Annotated in this window: 17 protein-coding genes and 1 pseudogene; 9 read left to right on the forward strand and 9 right to left on the reverse strand. The window is 36.2% G+C overall.

The genetic code is table 11. The features are described 5' to 3' along the window. Positions 1–237: 237 nt before the first annotated feature. Positions 238–1,659 carry an ATP-dependent RecD-like DNA helicase gene (locus tag BXU11_RS16655; RefSeq protein ID WP_078213341.1) on the reverse strand — a complete coding sequence of 474 codons (1,422 nt, stop codon included), beginning with the start codon at positions 1,657–1,659 and terminating at the stop codon, positions 238–240. Between the two features lie 237 nt (positions 1,660–1,896). Here BXU11_RS16655 and BXU11_RS16660 point away from each other — a divergent pair, with 237 nt between their 5' ends. Further along, a complete protein-coding gene (locus tag BXU11_RS16660) occupies positions 1,897–2,379 on the forward strand; it encodes a LysR substrate-binding domain-containing protein (protein WP_139363540.1) in 483 nt (160 codons plus the stop codon). Positions 2,380–2,602: 223 nt separating this feature from the next. On the opposite strand, the gene BXU11_RS16665 is transcribed toward BXU11_RS16660, so the two are convergent. Together BXU11_RS16665 and BXU11_RS16670 are read right to left on the reverse strand one after the other, a co-directional pair. Then, positions 2,603–3,223, reverse strand: coding sequence for an L-threonylcarbamoyladenylate synthase (locus BXU11_RS16665; RefSeq protein WP_024982533.1), 621 nt, complete (start codon positions 3,221–3,223; stop codon positions 2,603–2,605). A gap of 42 nt (positions 3,224–3,265) precedes the next feature. Further along, positions 3,266–5,599, reverse strand: a complete 2,334-nt coding sequence (locus tag BXU11_RS16670; RefSeq protein WP_078213342.1) for an ATP-dependent helicase — start codon at positions 5,597–5,599, stop codon at positions 3,266–3,268. Between the two features lie 472 nt (positions 5,600–6,071). On the opposite strand from BXU11_RS16670, the gene BXU11_RS16680 reads away from it, so the two are divergent. Next, positions 6,072–6,536 (forward strand): hypothetical protein, encoded by a 465-nt coding sequence (locus tag BXU11_RS16680; RefSeq protein ID WP_078213344.1) that lies wholly within the window; start codon positions 6,072–6,074, stop codon positions 6,534–6,536. Between the two features lie 35 nt (positions 6,537–6,571). Here the strand turns inward: BXU11_RS16680 and BXU11_RS16685 are convergent, their stop codons facing one another. Next, entirely contained in the window at positions 6,572–7,339 is a 768-nt protein-coding gene (locus BXU11_RS16685) for a TSUP family transporter (protein ID WP_078213345.1), read from the reverse strand. Between the two features lie 203 nt (positions 7,340–7,542). On the opposite strand from BXU11_RS16685, the gene BXU11_RS16690 reads away from it, so the two are divergent. The 5 genes from BXU11_RS16690 to BXU11_RS16710 all read left to right on the forward strand — a co-directional run bounded on the left by BXU11_RS16690 (position 7,543) and on the right by BXU11_RS16710 (position 10,802). Further along, positions 7,543–8,064 (forward strand): hypothetical protein, encoded by a 522-nt coding sequence (locus BXU11_RS16690; protein WP_024982537.1) that lies wholly within the window; start codon positions 7,543–7,545, stop codon positions 8,062–8,064. Between the two features lie 157 nt (positions 8,065–8,221). Beyond that, positions 8,222–8,629, forward strand: a complete 408-nt coding sequence (tsaE, locus tag BXU11_RS16695) for a tRNA (adenosine(37)-N6)-threonylcarbamoyltransferase complex ATPase subunit type 1 TsaE (protein WP_078213346.1) — start codon at positions 8,222–8,224, stop codon at positions 8,627–8,629. A gap of 9 nt (positions 8,630–8,638) precedes the next feature. After that, positions 8,639–9,115, forward strand: coding sequence for a GNAT family N-acetyltransferase (locus BXU11_RS16700; RefSeq protein WP_078213347.1), 477 nt, complete (start codon positions 8,639–8,641; stop codon positions 9,113–9,115). Positions 9,116–9,195: 80 nt separating this feature from the next. Then, positions 9,196–10,389: an alanine dehydrogenase gene (locus BXU11_RS16705; RefSeq protein ID WP_078213348.1), complete on the forward strand. Its 1,194-nt coding sequence runs from the start codon at positions 9,196–9,198 to the stop codon at positions 10,387–10,389. A 38-nt stretch (positions 10,390–10,427) separates the two neighbouring features. Continuing rightward, complete coding sequence (locus BXU11_RS16710) at positions 10,428–10,802, forward strand: DUF4258 domain-containing protein (protein WP_078213349.1); 375 nt, start codon at positions 10,428–10,430, stop codon at positions 10,800–10,802. Positions 10,803–10,972: 170 nt separating this feature from the next. Here BXU11_RS16710 and ung read toward each other — a convergent pair whose 3' ends face one another. After that, positions 10,973–11,677, reverse strand: a complete 705-nt coding sequence (ung, locus tag BXU11_RS16715; RefSeq protein WP_078213350.1) for a uracil-DNA glycosylase — start codon at positions 11,675–11,677, stop codon at positions 10,973–10,975. Further along, positions 11,670–12,005 carry a nuclear transport factor 2 family protein gene (locus BXU11_RS16720; protein ID WP_078213351.1) on the reverse strand — a complete coding sequence of 112 codons (336 nt, stop codon included), beginning with the start codon at positions 12,003–12,005 and terminating at the stop codon, positions 11,670–11,672. Before BXU11_RS16720 ends, ung begins: the two co-directional genes overlap by 8 nt. Positions 12,006–12,171: 166 nt before the next feature. On the opposite strand from BXU11_RS16720, the gene BXU11_RS16725 reads away from it, so the two are divergent. Together BXU11_RS16725 and BXU11_RS16730 are read left to right on the forward strand one after the other, a co-directional pair. After that, positions 12,172–14,337, forward strand: coding sequence for a DNA mismatch repair protein MutS (locus BXU11_RS16725; RefSeq protein ID WP_078213352.1), 2,166 nt, complete (start codon positions 12,172–12,174; stop codon positions 14,335–14,337). A gap of 4 nt (positions 14,338–14,341) precedes the next feature. Further along, positions 14,342–14,764: a thiol-disulfide oxidoreductase DCC family protein gene (locus BXU11_RS16730; protein ID WP_078213353.1), complete on the forward strand. Its 423-nt coding sequence runs from the start codon at positions 14,342–14,344 to the stop codon at positions 14,762–14,764. A gap of 194 nt (positions 14,765–14,958) precedes the next feature. Here the strand turns inward: BXU11_RS16730 and glgB are convergent, their stop codons facing one another. The 3 genes and pseudogenes from glgB to BXU11_RS16745 all read right to left on the reverse strand — a co-directional run bounded on the left by glgB (position 14,959) and on the right by BXU11_RS16745 (position 20,176). Next, positions 14,959–16,866 (reverse strand): 1,4-alpha-glucan branching protein GlgB, encoded by a 1,908-nt coding sequence (gene glgB / locus BXU11_RS16735; protein WP_078213354.1) that lies wholly within the window; start codon positions 16,864–16,866, stop codon positions 14,959–14,961. 53 nt (positions 16,867–16,919) lie between these two features. Next, on the reverse strand, positions 16,920–18,854 hold the full coding sequence (locus BXU11_RS16740; protein ID WP_078213355.1) for an alpha-1,4-glucan--maltose-1-phosphate maltosyltransferase: 1,935 nt from the start codon (positions 18,852–18,854) through the stop codon (positions 16,920–16,922). A 42-nt stretch (positions 18,855–18,896) separates the two neighbouring features. Continuing rightward, positions 18,897–20,176: pseudogene (locus BXU11_RS16745) on the reverse strand (glucose-1-phosphate adenylyltransferase). Between the last annotated feature and the right edge of the window lie 87 nt (positions 20,177–20,263).

Below are 20,263 nucleotides of genomic sequence, written 5' to 3' on the forward strand. Positions count from 1 at the left end.
TTTTACTGTTCACAAAGTTACTATGTGTGAAATAGACCTATTTATTACATCAACAGCATTCAAAGATGAATATTATCCTATTTAAAATTATTTTTAACAAAGATATAAAATCCATATTTTGTGACAACACGAAAGACTTTAACTCATTCGTAATTGTTGTTTTTTACCGCAAATTCACAAATTACACCCATTACTATTTAAATTAAAAATTTGCGAATTAGCGGTCATTTCAAACAATTACTCCACAAAACTATCGTCTTTAAATCCTATCAAATATAACTTATTTTTGGCACGAGTCATTGCGGTGTACAACCAGCGAATGTAATCGGTGTCGATTCCGTTAGGCAAATACGGCTGTTCTATAAAAACCGTATTCCACTGTCCACCTTGAGATTTATGACAAGTGATAGCGTAGGAAAATTTAACCTGTAACGCATTAAAATACTCATTGTTTTTGACCTTTTGAAACTGTTTGTATTTCGTTTCTCCTTCGTAATCTTTCATCACTTCTTGATACAATCTGTTCGATTCTTCATAAGTCAAAGAAGGAGATTCGCTTTTTATCGTATCCAATAACAAAACGGTTTCCAAAGGTTTTTGGTTGGGATAATCGACCATTCGGATTTTGACTTTGGCAAATTTGAAACCATAGAGCTCTTTGATACCAAACATTTCAAGTACTTCGATAATATCACCATTGGCCACAAATCCGGCTTCGTCGGAATCTTTTAGCCAAAAATAATTGTTCTTGACCACCATCAAAAAATCACCCGTAGCCAATTCACTTTCTTTATCCAAAATTTTGGCCCGAATTTGTTCGTTGTACTGATTGGCTCTTTTGTTGGAACGTACAATAAAAGCGGTGTCCTCAATGCTGTAGTTACTATAGGCCGAATGAATCGCATCTTGAATATCGTAGCCGTCCACGAGTCGAACGATATCTTTAAATTTTTTCAAATCAAATTGATACTCGGTAACAAAAGAATCTTGGAGTAATTCACGCAAAGCCGTTGCATTGAACAAAATACCCGAATCTTCAGCTTGTCGCATTACCTCATCCAACTCAATATGATCGACTTCTTTGTTGTAATGCAACGATAAAGTTTGAATATCTAAGGCCGGACTAATATCTAAATTGACAGGTGGCAACTGAGCCGTATCTCCTAAAAGAATCAGTTTACAATTGGTTCCCGAGTATACATACGAAATCAAATCATCCAAAAGTGATCCATTTTCATATAATTTCGAATCCGAATTGGTATCTGAAATCATCGAAGCCTCATCGACTATAAAAATAGTATTCTTGTGTTTGTTGGGCTGTAACGTAAAAGAAACTCCGCCTCCCGACGATTTTTTGGGAAAATAAATTTTCTTATGAATCGTAAAAGCTGGTTTTTCAGAATAATTAGCGATTACTTTGGCGGCTCTACCCGTTGGCGCTAATAAAACCGCTTTTTTGTTGATGCTCGCTAAGCTATTCACCAGCGTAGAAATTACCGTTGTCTTACCCGTTCCTGCATATCCTTTCAATACAAAAATCGTGTCACATGGAATTTCAGTAATAAAAATTGCTATTTTTTGAAAAAAAATGTCTTGTTGGTACGTAGGTTGAAAAGGAAAATGCTGTTGTAAAAAACTATAAAATTGAGCCGAATTCATAATGCTTTATTTGAGTACAAAGAACGTGCTTTTTTCGGAGTCAAAACACATGAAGTGCTATTGTGTTAAAAAAAAGAATACCCATTAGCCCGAATTAGTTCGCGTGCTACGGGTATTTCATTGGTATAGTACAGCTTAGAAAAGTGTCTTATTATTTTAGTTCTACTTCAAAAAACAGTTTCCAAATGTGAATTATATTTTTTTATTTGCATACCCAAATTTGGATTGTATCCAGAAATGATTGATGGACTTGAGAAAGGTATTTTGGACATTATTATCACTCCGCAAATTGTCACCAACCCTTTGATAACTTTTGAGGCCTTTTTTAAAGAAACGATTATTTTAATAGGTGGAAAAGATATGGATAGACAAGCATTTGATCATCTTTTAAAAACCGCCGATTATCCCACTATTGAAACTTGGTTACAACAACAAAAATGGTATGGCACAACGGGTGATATGGAGCATTTGCGCAAATTTTGGCAATTAAACTTCAACAAGTATCCAGATTTTAGACCCAATTATATTGTTCCGAATATTAACTCTATTGTTAGGTGTTTAAGTTCCGGAAAAGGCTTGGCAATTGTTCCCGATTTTCTTTGCAAAAATGAGATTGAAAATGGATCGGTACAGCTTTTATGGAAAGGACATAAACCTTTGGTTAATAAGCTTTACTTTGCGACTCGTAAAAAAAACAGTCACCTCAAGAAATCGCTTTAATCAAAGAAAAATTCTTAGCTCTATAATTATAAACAAAAAAGGCAGGTCTTTCGACCTGCCAAACGCGACCTTAATATTGTTTTAATAACCAATTAAATATATTAATAATCACATTATAACTATGTATTGAATAAATAGCACCTTAAGATAAGGTAAATATAAAGTAAAAATGCAAATAAGACTACAAAAAAAATATATTTATAAATCTATTTAAAAAAGTAGGCTAAAAAAGATCCAAATCTCCCTTACCCTCTCTAATCACCACAGGCTCATACTCCGACAAGTCAATAATAGTCGATCCAATATTCTCACCATAGCCTCCATCAATAACGATGTCGACCAAGTTTTGCCATTTTTCAAAAATAAGCTCTGGGTCGGTAGTATATTCAATCACATCGTCTTCATCACGTATAGAGGTAGAAACAATAGGATTACCTAACATCTTGACCATTTCAAGAATAATGGCGTTATCAGGAACCCTAATTCCAACCGTTTTTTTCTTTTTAAACTCTTTTGGCAAATTGTTATTTCCGGGCAAAATAAAAGTATACGGCCCTGGTAAAGCACGTTTCAAAATTTTAAAAGTCGCAGTATCGATTTGACGTACATAATCGGAAAGATTGCTCAAATCATGACAAATAAACGACCAATTGGCTTTTTCTAACTTGATACCTTTAATTTTTGCGATTTTCTCCAAAGCCCTTGAGTTGGTAATATCACAGCCTAAACCATATACCGTATCGGTTGGATAAATGACCAATCCCCCTTCTTTTAGTACTTTGACCACTTTAGCTATGGCGGCTTCACTAGGTTTGTCTTCGTATATTTTAATAAATTGTGCCATACTTTTTTTATTTGTTATTGAAGATTTATCTAAAGGAAGTGCTTACCCTATGACTTCTAATTTAGCAAAACGCAACAGCAATTTCTTGATGCCACCGACTTCAAATTTAATTTCAGCTTTTTTATCAGCACCAACCCCTTCGATGTTTAAAATTTGACCTTTCCCAAAACGTTCATGCATGACCATATTCCCAACGACCAATTGATTGTCAAATAAATTGGATCCTTCTGATTTTGAGGCGTTACCTACAGGTTTTAATTTTCGAACGTTGACCTCAGTTTTTGGTGAAGCATTGCCCGCTGGCTTCGGCGGAGTTCCTGCTGTGGGTTTAGCCAAACGCAACTTGGATTTATCTACATCGCCAAAAATATCACTATCGATTTGTGGTTTATAGCGGTAATTGCTTTCTGCTGGTGTTAAATACTCTAAAAACTGCCCATCAATTTCTTCAATAAAACGCGAAGGCTCACAATCGGTTAGTTTACCCCAACGGTATCGCGATTGTGCATAGGTCAAATACGCCTGATGTTCAGCACGAGTTAAGGCCACATAAAACAATCTACGTTCTTCTTCTAATTCGCTTCGAGTACTCATACTCATGGCACTTGGAAACAAATCTTCTTCCATCCCTACTACAAACACATGCGGAAACTCTAATCCTTTGGCTAAGTGAATGGTCATCAAGGCCACCCGATCTTCATCACTCGTATCTTTATCCAAATCGGTAGCCAGTGCCACATCTTCCATAAATTCAGACAAGGCTCCTCGGGCACCATCAATTTCTTTTTGCCCTTCGGTAAAATCTTTAATACCGTTGAGTAGCTCTTCAATATTCTGAATTTTGGCCATGCCTTCAGGAGTGGCGTCTTTCTTGAGTTCTTGAACCAAGCCTGTTTTTTTGGCTACATGATCTGTGATATAAAAAGCATCTTGATTTTCATTAATCACCTGAAAACTCTGAATCATAGTGACAAAATCGGCCAATTTATTTTTGGTTCCCGAATTGAGTTTCAAATCAATTTTGTCCACATTTTGCATCACTTCCCAAATCGAACGTTTGTAATGATTGGCAGCAATGGTCAATTTTTCGATAGTCGTATCACCAATGCCTCGAGCGGGATAATTAATAACCCTAACTAGCGCTTCCTCATCTTTGGGATTGATTACCAAACGCAAATAACACAAAACATCTTTAATTTCTTTACGCTGATAAAAAGACAATCCACCATAAATACGATACGGAATATCTCGCTTTCGCAAGGCATCCTCCATGGCACGTGATTGTGCATTGGTTCGGTACAAAATTGCAAAAGCGCCATTATGCAGCTGATGTTGCATTTTTTGCTCAAAAATAGTACTGGCTACAAATCGCCCTTCTTCGGCATCGGTCATGCTGCGATGCACTTTTATTTTAGGCCCAAAATCATTGGCCGTCCAAACAATTTTATCTAATTTAACTTTGTTTTTATCAATGATAGTATTGGCGGCTTCTACAATATTTCGGGTAGAGCGATAATTTTGTTCCAATCTAAACGTTTTTACGCCTTCATAATCCTTTTGAAAATTCAAAATGTTATTGATATTCGCACCACGAAACGCGTAAATACTTTGCGCATCATCGCCCACCACACAAATGTTTTGGAATTTATCCGATAATGCCCGTACAATCAAATATTGCGAATGGTTAGTATCTTGGTACTCATCTACCAAAATATAGCGAAAACGGTTTTGATACTTGGCCAAAACTTCCGGAAAACGAGTTAACAACTCATTGGTTTTCAACAACAAATCATCAAAATCCATTGCTCCCGATTTGAAACATTTTTCTACATATTGTTGATAGATCTCACCCAAACGTGGTTTTTTGGCCATAGCATCGGCTTCCATCAATTCTGGATTATTAAAATAAGCCTTCACCGTGACCAAACTATTTTTGTAACTCGATATTCGACTCAAAACTTGCTTAGGCTTGTAAATATCTCTATCCAATTGCATTTCTTTGATAATTCCCGAAATACAACGCAAGGAATCCTGAGAATCATAAATGGTGAAATTAGAAGGATACCCTAAATGATCCGACTCGGCTCTTAAAATTCTAGCAAAAACCGAGTGAAACGTACCCATCCATAAATTCTTAGCCTCACCGGAACCTACGATTTGCGAAATACGATTTTTCATCTCTCTCGCTGCTTTATTGGTAAACGTCAACGATAAAATATTGAAAGCGTCAATTCCTTGATGCATTAAATAGGCAATACGAATGGTAAGAACCCTTGTTTTTCCTGACCCCGCACCCGCGATAATAATCATAGGCCCGTCTTTTTGAAGTACGGGTTCGCGCTGTGCCTCGTTAAGTTGATCAATATATTGGTGCATGTAGTTTTTATTAAAGGTAGGCAAAAATAAGGATTTAAGTACGATATCCGAAAACCAAGTTGTCAATTTCACAAATTAAAAAACACTTCTACGGCGCCAATTTGGACATGACTCCAATATCATCAAGTAAAGAGATTTTAGTTTGAAGCGTAAAGATTCTTGACCGAGCGGTTGCGAACTGGCGAGGCATTTTAGATTTTGGAACAAGTGAATGAAGATCAAATGATTTTCAGCTTTTTCAGCAATCAAGAATCGTTAATCAAAAATAAGCAATCATTTCCTCGTTTAATCCTTAACTTCAATGACATTACCCTCACGCAAAACCCTACTCCTCCGCAAACCCATAGCCATCCCATATCAAAAGAAACCAACAAAAACGTCCTCTATACTTTAACATTTTGACTCTTTTGTATTGATAAAGCGATTAAATTTTGTATTTTAGAGCTAAAAATCCATACCTAAAGGCAAAAACATGAAAAACAAAATCTTAGCGTACACGATCTTTTCGTGTCTAGTTCTAGTAAGTTGTAAAAAAGAAAACGAAGCTTCGAAAAAAGTAGACGAAACGCCTGTTTCAGTAACCTGTTATCAAGCGGTTTTCGAAAAAGACACGGCAACCTTAAAAGTGAACACTTTAAAAGACGGAAGCATTACCGGAGACTTAATCATGAAAGAATTCGAAGTCCCTATCAAAGAAGGAACTATAGCTGGGAAATTTAGTGGAGACACCCTACTAGTAGACTACTCCTATTTGGTTGGGCCAACTGACAAAACGATCTTTAAAAACCCACTGGCGCTTCTTAAAAAAGGCAACGAACTCATTCTTGGCAATGGCAAAATTGAAACATATTTAGGCAAAACGTATTTTGTAAAAGGCCAACCCATCGATTATGAAAAGGTAAAATACAAATTCAAAACTGTAGATTGTAACGAATAACACAACACCAAAAGGAGTCTAAAAAGCTCCTTTTTTTATGCATAAAAAACATCGTACGCAAAACGAAGCAAGGTTCCAATCACTACCACCAAAAAAAAGATTCGGATAAAACTATTGCCCTTATTGATAGCCAATTTTGCACCCAACCATCCGCCTACCGCATTACTGGCCGCCATAGGTAGAGCAATAGCCCAAATGATTTTACCTTTAACCATAAACAAGCAAATAGAACCAAAATTAGTTGCGAGATTTACCATTTTTGCATTCGCAGAGGCGTGTAAAAAATCGAATCCCATAATAGCAATGAACGCCATGACTAAAAAACTCCCTGTCCCTGGACCAATAAATCCGTCGTACAACCCCACCACAAAGCTTATAGCAATAGCGTTAAAAAATTGACGTTGAGTTGAACTATTTTTTTCGATGTGTTGTCCAAAATTCTTTTTGGCATACGTATACACCACCAAAAACGACAATACAACCACCAAAAGTGGTTTCATAAAATCATTACTCACATACGTAAGTAACGTTGATCCCAAAAAGGCCGAAGGAAATGCCAAAAGCATCATAATGCCGAGCAACCTCCAATTTAAATCTACTTTTTTCAAATACTGAAATGCAGCAAATGATGTCCCACTAAAGGCCGGTACTTTCAAAGTTCCAATCACAGTTGCTACTGGAAAATTGGGCAACAAAATCAGTCCGACAGGTGTTTGTATCAGTCCTCCTCCACCAACAATAGCATCAATAAATCCTGCAGCAAAAGCCGCTAAACATAATAAAAGTAAAAGGGTAATATCCATAATGGTTGTAGTGTGGTAAGGATTTTGGTCACAGCAAAAATAGTAGTATCAAATGATTATGACGATCAATCATTACGAAATTTTAAACCCTAAAGAAAAATACTTACCTACAAAATCTATCTTGAATCGTCCATAAATCAGCCAAACAAGTAAACAATCCTATTCAAAAAAGTTTATTTTTGCACTCAAACCCAATGAAAATCATGGATGCATCAAAAATCATAGAACTAGCTAGCTACACCTTACCCGCTATTATTACTGGAGTAGTGGCGTACCAATTTTTCAACTTACATACCAAAAACGAAGACCAACGTCGTCGTTATTTATTACACAAAGAGGCTCAAAAAACCGCTTTGCCGTTGCGTTTGCAAGCCTATGAGCGTATGACATTGTTTTTGGAGCGCATCAGTCTCAACCAATTATTGATTCGTATTGCCCCTATTTCGGCAGTAAAAACAGATTATGAACAATTATTGATTGCACATATCGAACAGGAATTAGAACATAATTTAACCCAGCAAATCTATATGTCTGAGCAATGTTGGAGTATTATTTTGACTGCAAAAAATGCGACTAACCAAATGATTCGAGTAGCTGCTCAAAAGGAATCGGTGCAAAATGCTGAACAAATGCGTGAAGTGCTACTGAATGATTTATTAGAAAAACAATCTCCAAGTCATGCTGCTTTGGCTTTTATTAAAAATGAAGTGGGTGATTTATGGTAGTATTTTAACTGATAAAAAATTGTTTTTTTTACCATTTCATTTTAAAATTAAACGCTATAGAAATTAAAATTCCTGAAGCACATGCCTAATAATTGTAATAGAAAATAGAGCATAAACTTCGTAAAGATCAGCAACAAAAACCTAAATTTTTAAACGAATGACACTTATCTATTCTATTGAGCAACTCGACCAAGTAGCTAAACAAATACTAGAGCAAAATCCACCTAAAATACTATTATTCAATGGAGAAATGGGTGCTGGAAAAACAACCTTAATTAAAAAACTTTGCGAAACACTTGGTGTAAATGGCGCAACAAGCAGTCCAACCTTTTCTTTAGTTAATGAATATCAAACTACTGATAAACAAAAGATTTACCATTTCGATTGTTATCGTTTGAAATCAGAAATTGAAGCACTCGATATGGGTATTGATGAATACCTTTACTCTGGCCATTGGTGTTTTATAGAATGGGCTGAAAAAATAGCCACCTTACTTCCTGAAGAGCATGCTGTACTTACGATTGAAATTTTGGAAGACGGCCACAGAAAAATAGAACTTCAATAATTATTCAACATGAAAAATACCGAAACTGAAGTACACATTATCCCCTTTTCAATTGAACATAAAGAAGCCATCAAAAGACTAAATATTGAATGGTTGAATAAATATTTTAAAGTGGAACCAAGGGACGAATTGGTATTGAGTAATCCTATAGGAGAAATTATTGATAAAGGCGGAAAAATTTATTTTGCTAAATACAAGCATGAAATTGTAGGAACTGTTTCGTTACTAAAAATAGATCAAACCACCTTCGAATTGTCAAAAATGGCCATTACCGAAAAGGTTCAAGGTCTAGGCATTGGCAGGCAATTGATGAAATATTGTATCGAAGAAGCTCAAAAAATGGGAATCCAAAAGTTAATTTTATATTCTAACAGAAAATTAAAACCTGCCATTCATCTTTATGAATCCTTTGGTTTTAAAGAAATCCCTGTTGAATCAGGCGTTTACGAACGTGCCGACATCAAAATGGAGCTCCTTCTAGTTTAAACCAAGTTCATATCATGGTAGCAAACCAAAAATTACTAAAATACTTTTTGTAAATTGTACGCTTAAATTATCCTCTCATTATGTCAATTAGTCCATTTACCAAACAACAACTACTACCTCAAGAAGAAAAACTCGAAGTGGCCAGACATAAAAGTGAGCTCTTTATTGGCATCCCAAAAGAAACCAGTTTTCAAGAAAAACGAATTTGTTTGACTCCAGATGCCGTAAATTCACTTACTTTTCAAGGACATCGCGTTATGATCGAATCGGGAGCCGGTGAAAGTGCAAGCTATAGTGACCATGAATATGCAGAGGCAGGTGCCGAAATTACAAATGACACCGCCAAAGTTTTGGCTTGCCCAATGATTTTAAAAGTAGAACCACCTACTTTGACCGAAATTGAATTGATGCATAACAAAACCATTGTGATTTCTGCCATTCAATTAAAAACCCGTCAAAAAGCTTATTTCGAAGCACTAGCTCGAAAAAAAATTACCGCTTTGGCCTTTGAATACATCAAAGATGAAGACGGAACCTATCCTGCCGTAAAATCACTTAGTGAAATCGCAGGGACAGCTTCCGTACTTATCGCTTCGGAATTAATGATTAGTACCGAATTTGGCAAAGGCTTATTATTTGGCAACATTACAGGAGTTCCTCCAACAGAAGTAGTCATTTTGGGAGCGGGAACCGTTGGAGAATTTGCCGCCAAAACCGCCATAGGCCTTGGCGCTAACGTGAAGGTATTCGACAATTCGATTACTAAATTACGACGTTTGCAAAACAATTTAAACCAACGCATATTCACCTCAACGATCCAGCCAAAATCTTTATTAAAAGCCTTAAGACGATGCGATGTAGCGATTGGAGCCATGCGTGGCAAAGAACGATGTCCGATTGTAGTTACCGAAACCATGGTCGAATACATGAAGAAAGGCGCTGTTATTGTGGATGTAAGCATTGATACAGGAGGCTGTTTTGAAACTTCTGAAGTAACAACGCATGAAAAGCCTACCTTTATTAAAAACAACATCATACACTACTGCGTCCCTAATATCCCTTCCAGATATTCCAAAACCGCTTCTTTATCCATCAGTAATATTATCACTCCCTATTTACTTCAAATTGCCCAAGATGGCGGCATAGAAAGCGCCATTCGCTGTAACAAAGGACTCAAAAATGGTGTTTATCTTTATCATGGAATCCTTACTAACAAAGCAATTGGAGAATGGTTCGGCATTCAGGATAATGACATTAATTTAATTGTTTTTTAAACCTACTTTGAATTACATTTGCAAAAAAAATCAAATTCATGAAATTTCAATATCGTTTCGCTTATTATCTAATAGGACTAATCATGGGATTGTTTGCCGTTGCAGCCATTTTTTCTGGTAAAGACACCCGTTGCAACTATTTCCCAAACGCAAGAGTTTTGAATGACTTAAGCAACAAACCCTTTATCTACTCAGAGAAAGCTTCTCAAATTTTAAGTGAAAAATGGATTGACACTATTGACATTAAAAACACTTTAAAGTTTGGCGATGTAGATTTTGACAAAAGCAACCTCAGCGTAGCAAAAGGAAAACTTTACACTGTGCATGGAAAAACCACCCAAAATCAAGAGATTACTCTAGAAGTCATCAACTATTCAGATAAAGCCGTTTTGAAAGATATCATCAAAAAATAATACTTTTAAGTACTAAAAAAAGGAGCCCGTCAAAAACAACGAGCTCCTTTTTTAATATATACATTTTATTTATCTCACTATTTGGGCGTTACCACAAGGGTCGGGCTTTACGCTACAATCCCTAAAAAAAACACCGTAATGAATAGGAGTTAGTGATCAACAACAAGTTTTTACTCTCTATTCAACCAATCCACAGGTGCAAATCCTTTTTCCGTTAAATAAGCGTTTGTTTGTGAAAAATGTTTATTTCCAAACCATTTTCCTTGATTAGCACTCATAGGCGATGGATGACCCGATTCTAAAACCAAGTGTTGCGTTCGGTCAATTTTATTGCCTTTTTTTTGTGCAAAACTTCCCCAAAGTAAAAAAACAAGCTCTTGTTTTTCAGAAGCTAATTTTTCGATAACGACATCTGTAAACTGACTCCAAGCTAAATGTTTGTGGCTATTGGGACTGTCTTTTCGAACACTCAAAGTAGCATTCAACAACAAAACTCCTTGTTTTGCCCAAGCTTCTAAATTTCCCGAAGTAGGCATAAAAACAGCACCTAAATCATCTGTTAATTCTCTATAAATGTTGCGCAAAGATGGTGGAATTTTAACCCCATCATTCACGGAAAAGCTCAAACCATTGGCCTCGCCTTCTCCATGATAAGGGTCTTGACCAATGATGACTACTTTTACCTCTCCTAATGTACAATGATTAAAAGCAGAAAAAATCAAGTCTTTTGGCGGAAAACAGGTATGATTTTGATATTCTTCATCCACAGCTTGCATCAATGTTTTAAAATACTCTGCTTGTATCTCGTCTTTTAAAAACAATCCCCAATCTGACGCCAAGTACAATGATTTAGGTTCGGACTTTAAATTATTCATATTCAAAAAATACTTGAGTTATTTTTCCACCTTCCACTTTATACATTGCGATTACTTGAACCACCTCTCCTGACGCTCTTCCAATGACTTTTTCTTTATCAATAACCAAATTCCCTAAACTCATTCTCTCATTAACAATTGCCTTTTGATTTGGATTCATTGCCCATGCCTTTGCATAATGATTTGCAAAATTGATAGTATCAGAATACTGCAATAGATTAGGAAATTTATACACTTGAACATCCTCTGAAAAACAAGCTACAAATCGCTGCAAATCTTGAACATTATAAGCTTCTAATTGTTCTTGAACTAATTCTTCTGGAGTCATACCTTTTTTTTGTTCAAATGTAAAAATTGTTTTCGATAGTGAGAATCTATTTTATTTATAGTTGGCATAAAAAAGTATTTATTGAATATAAAAGGAAGCTATCGACTAATAATGCGAATACTCAAAAAGGAATACTTATTTTTGCATACCAAAATTAAACGATTTCATGATTGCTATCACCGAAAAAACATTACAAGATTTACAATTCCCCACTGTGCTCGAAACCTTATCGGATATTTGCAATACCGATATTGGTAAAGAAAAAGCACTAAACATAACGCCCTTCAGAGAGAAAGAAACGTTGATGCAAGCTTTGTTGCAAACCTCTGAATATGTTTCTTCTTTTCAAAATAACAATGCCATTCCGAATCACGGATTTGACGTAATTACGCATGAAATCAAATTTCTTGGAATTGAAGATAGCTTTCTCGAAGTAGGAAGTTTTAGAAAAATTGCTACACTCTCCAGCACAAGTAATTTCTTATTGAATTTCCTAAAAAAATTCGAAGACTATTATCCTAATTTGAATGCTAGAGCCGCTAGAGTAGAATACACCAAAAATATCATTACGCTAATTGATGAAGTCGTAGACAAATATGGTGAAATCAAAGACAATGCTTCTCCAGATTTACTCAACATTCGAAGAAATATGAACGTGGTTCGTGGTAAAGTAAACCAAAGTTTTGGCGTAGCCTTATCACAATATAACGGCTTGGGATATTTGGATGACATCAAAGAAAGTTTTGTTCAAAATCGTAGAGTTTTAGCTGTTTTGGCAATGTATCGCAGAAAAGTCAAAGGCACCATTTTAGGCAGCTCGAAAACAGGCAGTATTGCTTACATCGAACCAGAAGCTACTTTGAGATATTCGCGTGAATTGAGCAATCTAGAATATGAAGAAAAGGAAGAAATCACCCGAATCTTAAAGCAATTATCAAACGCTATTCGTCCTTATTTGCCTTTGCTTATCGAATACCAAGAGTTTTTGAGTGATATTGATGTTATTGCTGCGAAAGCCAAATATGCCAACAAAATCAATGCTATTTTACCTCAAATCACCGAGGAAAGAAGGCTATTTCTAAGAGATGCTTACCATCCTATTTTGTATTTGAACAACAAACAAAAGAACGAAGTTACGCATCCACAAACTATAGAACTCAGCCAAGACAACCGAATCATCGTTATTTCTGGACCCAATGCGGGTGGAAAAACCATCTCGTTAAAAACGGTTGGCTTATTACAATTAATGTTGCAATCGGGTATGTTGATTCCGGTACACGAACGCAGTGAAACCTTTTTGTTTGACCGAATTTTAACTGATATTGGGGACAATCAATCCATAGAAAATCATTTGAGTACGTACAGTTATCGCTTGAAAAACATGAATTATTTTCTAAAAAAATGCAATAGAAAAACCATGTTTTTGATAGATGAATTTGGTACAGGTTCCGACCCAGATTTGGGTGGCGCACTTGCCGAAATTTTCTTGGAAGAATTTTACCATCGTGAAGCTTTTGGAATCATTACGACCCACTACTCCAATTTAAAGATTTTGGCTAATGAATTGCCTTGTGCACAAAATGCCAATATGCTTTTTGATGAGAAAACATTAGAGCCGTTGTACAAACTTGTTTTGGGTCAAGCTGGTAGTTCGTTTACTTTTGAAGTAGCTCAGAAAAACGGTATTCCGTTTGGCTTAATCAATCGTGCCAAGAAGAAAATCGAAACCGGAAAAGTACGTTTTGACAAAACCATTGCCACGTTGCAAAAAGAACGTTCTAAACTCGAAAAAACCTCTCAAGTACTAAAAGAAGAAGAATCGAAAGCCAGAGAGGAAAGTAAAAAAATGGAAAACATCAATGTGAAAATCAAGCAAAAACTGGAAAGCTATCAGGAATTGTATGATAGCAACCAAAAAACGATTTACATTGGTCAAAAAATAGAGGATATTTCGGAGAAATACTTCAACAATAAAAACAAAAAAGAACTCATTGGTGAGTTTTTAAAAATTATTGAAATAGAAAACTCTAAGCGCAAAAAGGTTTCTGCCAAAGAAGCCAAAGTCATCACCGAAAAGAAAAAAGAGATCATCAAAGAGGTTGAAGTCAAGGTCGAGGAAATTCGAACAATCAAAAAAGAAAAGAAACTGAAACCCGTTGTTGAAAAACCAAAACCCATTCTAAAATTAGGAGATAGAGTACGAATGGCTGATGGAAAAGCGGTGGGAACGATTGATAGTATTGAGAAAAATAAAGCTACTGTTAATTATGGTATTTTTACTTCGAAAGTAAGTTTAGACGAATTGGAATTAGTTGAAGCAGTAAAAAAATAAAAAAATGCAACACTCGCTATCGCTTCCTGAAAACAAAAAAATCATCCTTTTTGATGGCGTTTGCAATTTGTGTAATTCTGCCGTGCAAACCATAATACAACACGATAAAAAAGATGTGTTCCGATTTGTTGCTTTACAAAGTGAATTGGGAATAGCCATACAAAAACACATTGGTATTGATACTCGCAAAATAGACAGTCTTGTTTTTTATGCACCAGGGGTTTCGTATTCTTATAAATCGGAGGCGGTTTTGGAAATTGCGAAGGAGCTTGGTGGAATTTTTAGTTTGTCTATTGTCTTTAAAATCCTTCCCGCTCCCCTTTTGAATTCCATTTATGATTATGTCGCCAAAAACAGGTACAAATGGTACGGTCAACAAGAACATTGCTTATTTCCTACTCCTGAATTGAAAGCAAAATTTCTTTGATTCCAGAATAGTACTTATGAAAACGCTTGCGTGAGTGATGGCAGTGGAGCTCTCCCGATTTTTTCTATCGGGAAGCGGGAACTTACAGCACGACCTCCTCTAGCCTTTTTCTAGCTAGAGGAGGGCACGCCCAAATAAAAAAATCGTTTATAAAACTTCTGTCTTATAAACGATTTTATTTTGAGTGCACAAGGCTATTTTATTTTGAACACGGAAATCGCCAAAGGTGGCAATGTCAAGGCGATGGAATAATCTCTGCCATCATAAGGTGTGGCTTCGACTTTTAACTTTCCGTTTTGTTGCACGCCACTACCGCCAAATAACTTGGCATCGCTGTTGAATATTTCGGTTAACTCACCTTTTCTAGGTATTCCAATGCGATAGTTTTCTCGAACTACTGGGGTGAAATTGCAAATTACAATCAAATCGTTCTTTGCATCATTCCCTTTTCGGATATAAGTCATAACTGCATTCTCGTGGTCGGAATAGTTAATCCATTCAAATCCCTCAGGGCTAAATTGCTTTTCGTATAAGGCAGGTTGTGATTTGTAGAGTGTGTTCAGCTCAGTGATTACTGTTTGAATCCCTTTGTGAAAAGGATATTGCAGCAAATGCCAATCGAGACTTTGTTCAAAATTCCACTCGGCACTTTGCCCAAATTCGCTACCCATAAACAGCAATTTTGTTCCTGGATGTGTGAACATGTACCCGTATAACAACCTTAGATTTGCATACTTTTGCCATTCATCGCCTGGCATTCTTCCTGCGATGGAATGTTTTCCATACACCACTTCATCGTGAGAAAGTGGCAACATAAAATTCTCTGAAAAAGCATACGTCATAGAAAAAGTCAACTCATTTTGATGGTATTTTCTATAAACCGTCTCTTTTTGAAAATAATGCAAGGTATCGTGCATCCAACCCATCATCCATTTCATTCCAAAGCCTAATCCACCAGCATAAGTTGGTCGAGACACCATAGGAAAAGAGGTACTTTCCTCGGCTATGGTTTGCACACCTTCGTAATTGGCATAAACGGCTTCATTAAAATCTATAAGGAAACTTATCGTGTCTAGGTTTTCGCGTCCACCAAAAATATTTGGTTCCCATTCCCCATCGTTTCTAGAATAATCTAAATACAACATAGAAGCTACAGCATCAACTCGCAATCCATCCACATGATAGTGGTGCAACCAAAACAAAGCATTACTTATCAAGAAAGAACGCACCTCGTTTCGACCATAATTGAATACCAAACTCTTCCAATCAGGATGGTAGCCTTTTCTGCGGTCTGGATGTTCAAACAAGTTAGAGCCATCAAAAAATCCTAGCCCATGCGCATCATCAGGAAAATGTGACGGTACCCAATCCAAAATCACCCCAATTCCTGCATCGTGTAAACGATCTACGAGATACATAAACTCTTGAGGGTTGCCAAAACGAGAAGTTGGCGCAAAATACCCAACCAACTGATACCCCCAAGAAGGATCGTAGGGATATTCCATTACGGGCATGAACTCAACGTGTGTAAATCCTATTTCTTTGACATACCCCACAAGGTCTTCGGCCATTTCAGTATAACTTAAGAAACTATTGTCATCAGCGTGGCGTTTCCAAGATCCCAAATGCACTTCATAAACAGAATAGGGTTTATCTAGCGCGTTGTGCTCTTTTCGAGACTTCATCCATTTGTCATCCTCCCATTTATAATCCAAATCCCAAATTACAGAGGCGGTGTGTGGCGGTTTTTCGCAATAAAAAGCAAAAGGATCCGCTTTCTCAGTAACTATTCCGTTGTTGGATGACTGAATTTTATATTTATAAGTTGTGCCTTTAGTGATATTTGGAATAAAACCTTCCCATATACCCGAAGCATCCCAACGCACATACAACTCATGATTGCCTGCTATCCAATAATTAAAATCTCCAACCACAGAAACGGACTGCGCAGAGGGTGCCCAAACGGCAAAATATACTCCTTTCACGCCATCCACTTCAATTGGATGTGCGCCTAATTTTTCATAGAGCCGAAAATGCTTCCCAGCTTTAAATAAATCGATATCAAATTCAGTGAAAAGAGAATGTACTTGTACTTTATTCATTTATTTGGTGTAGTATAAAGATGAAAAAAAAGGTGTTGTTTTCAAAAGATAAATTATCTTAAAATTTTGAATAAATGAAAAGGCAAAGCAGCACTTAGCTCTATAAAATTCCATTCACTTTCCCAGTAATAAATAGCATCCGTAATCAAATCATGCACTCGAATGGGTTGATTTCCCATCGAAGCATATGGCAATCTCACCATGGCTTGAACGGTATGCTCGGCATTTAAACTGGCTACCATCAGCGTTTCGTTTTGCTTGCTATCGTTGAACTTGTAGTATGCCAATACTTGGTCATTATTAGTATCGCAAAACACAATATTATTGGTTTGCTGTAAAGAATCTTGTTCTTTCCGAATGGCGTTGATTTGCGTGATTTTGTCAATCAAATTATTTTGTATGGACCAATCCCAATGCAAGTACTCATACTTTTCAGAATTTAGATACTCTTCTTTTCCTGGAGCCATCGGTTCGCTAATTCTGTATTCAAACACCGGTCCGTAAATCCCAACATTAGAACTTAAGGTCGCGGCCAAAAAATATTTTTGCAAATGAATGGATTCGTTCCCTCTTTGTAACGCAAACGGATTAATATCAGGTGTATTGGGCCAAAAATTGGGACGATAATACTCTTTTTGGGCAGACTGAGTCAACTCGGTCACATACTCCATCAATTCGTGTTTGGTATTTCTCCAAGTAAAATACGTGTACGATTGACTAAAACCTTGTTTGGCCAATTCATTCATGATTTTCGGGCGTGTAAAAGCCTCGGCCAAGAACAAAACATCTGGATGTTTTTTCTTGATTTCACCAATCAGCCAACCCCAAAAATAGAATGGTTTGGTATGTGGGTTATCGACACGATAGACTTTGATATTGCATTCTTCAATCCAAAACAAAGCTACATCTAAGAGTTCCTTCCAAAGGTTTTTCCAATCTTTGCTTTCAAAATAAATTGGCTGAATGTCTTGGTATTTTTTGGGTGGATTTTCGGCATATTGTACGGTTCCATCGGGTCTCCACTTGAACCATTGTGGAAAATCTTTTACGTATGGATGATCGGGAGCTGCTTGCAAAGCATAATCCATTGCCACCTCAATGCCTAAATCTTGGGCTTTTTTTACCAAAGATTTAAAATCTTCAATAGATCCTAATTCAGGATGCGTTGATTTGTGTCCACCATACTGTGAACCAATTCCCCATGGAGAACCAACATCACCTTCCTGAGCATTAGTAGCGTTATTTTTTCCTTTACGATTTATTTCCCCAATAGGATGAATCGGTGGAAAATATAAGGTATCAAAACCCATGGCTGCTACTCTGGGTAACAATCGTTCACAGTCCTTAAAAGTACCATGCTTTCCATGTTCTGCAGCAGAGGATCTTGGGAAGAATTCGTACCAAGTACTGTACAATGCTTTTTTTCGATCCACATAAACCTTTAGTTCTGAAGATTTATTTTCTATGTAACGAACGGGATATTTTTTGAAAATATTTTTTAATTCAATGGATACGGCCATTTTTATGGCTGTTTCATAATCAGCTTCGTTTTTAAAGCACTGTAAAGCGTTTTGAAGAAATTCTTTCTCCGAAGGTTCTACCTTCTTTAGAATAGCTTCAATATATTCAGCACCTTCCAGCAATTCAGATTTTACGTGTTGATGGTCTTGAATTTTACGCTCCGTTCCATGTTGCCAATTCAACGCATAATCTACCCAACCTTCAATACAATAACTGTAAAACCCTTGTTTTTCGACCGTAAAACTGCCATTCCATTCATCATTATGAGTAGGCCACATTCTAACTTCTTGCCATTTTTTATCGGCCTCATGCTTATACTTTACACAACATTCAATAACATCATGGCCATCTGAAAATACATCTGCGCTAATGGCAACTTTTTGACCAATGATTCTTTTAATATAATGAGCACCACCATCTAATTGGGGCAACACATTTTCAATAACAATTCTTGTTTGATTTTGCATCTTACTTTACACTTTTTCGCTTATTTTATTATAGAAAGCCTCTTATTCTAATCTGAAATTATCTGGAATAACTTTCCCTTTTTTAATGACAACAATTCCTTCTTTAATACAATACAATTCCTCATTACGATTTTCAAGATGCGCTCCTCCTTTGATAAAAACATTATTACCTACTCTACAATTTTTTTCTACAATTGCCTGATAGATATAACAATTTTCACCAACTCCAACAATGGGCTTCCCTTTTGCTAAATCCTTTTCGATATCGGTTACGCTTTGATAAAAATCGCTCCCCATCACATAGCAATTTTCAATAACGGTTCCTGCTCCAATTCTAGACCGATTTCCAATAACTGATTTTTTTATTTCTTTGGCATTAATTATACAACCTTCAGACACAATAGCATTGTCTAATTGTGTGGTTTTAAATTTTGAAGGAGGTAATAATCGGGGTCTAGTATAAATTTTATTATCACTGTCAAACAAATTGAATTCAGGTAAGTCAGCGGTAAGTCCGATATTAGCCTCAAAGAAGGATTCTATATTTCCAATGTCTGTCCAATACCCTCAAATTGATAACTGTGAATTTTATGAACCCCTAAGGCTTGAGGCATAATTTCTTTACCAAAATCTTTAGTTTCTTTATTTTTCATTAAATCCTCTAACAAAGCTCTATTAAAAATATAGATCCCCATAGAGGCTAAATAATGCTTGCCTTTTGCTTTCATTTCGTCACTTACCTCAGAGGTCCACTCTGGTAACAATTCGGGAGCTGGTTTTTCAATAAAGGATTCTATATCACCTTGCGCATTTGTCTTTAGTATACCAAACTCGGGGGCATCTTTTGCATTTACTGGTAATGTTGCGATAGAAATGGCTGCATCAGATGCTATATGTGCTTCGAGCATGGCGTTAAAATCCATTTGATACAATTGATCTCCGGAGAGAATCAAAACATAATCAAAATCATGATTAGAGAAGTGAGGCATACATTGTCTTACAGCGTCCGCAGTACCTTGAAACCATGTAGGATTGTCAATGGTTTGTTCTGCTGCCAAAATATCTACGAAAGCATGACTAAAAATACTAAAATTATAGGTGTTTTTAATATGAGCATTTAAGGATTTCGAATTGAATTGTGTTAATACAAAAATTCTAAAAATATCTGAATTCATACAATTCGATATTGGAATATCTACTAATCGATAATTCCCTCCTACCGGAACCGCTGGTTTGGACCTAAACTCAGTTAAAGGATACAATCTTGATCCTTGTCCACCTCCTAATATAATCGCAATTATATTTTTTTTATCATGTCTCATATTTAATTAATTAAAGCATTAAACTTGTATATATATCAACTATACTATTAAAAATCAGACTATTAAATACTAAAATCACATTTTATT

The organism is Flavobacterium sp. LM5 (assembly GCF_002017945.1).
Classification (GTDB): domain Bacteria; phylum Bacteroidota; class Bacteroidia; order Flavobacteriales; family Flavobacteriaceae; genus Flavobacterium; species Flavobacterium succinicans.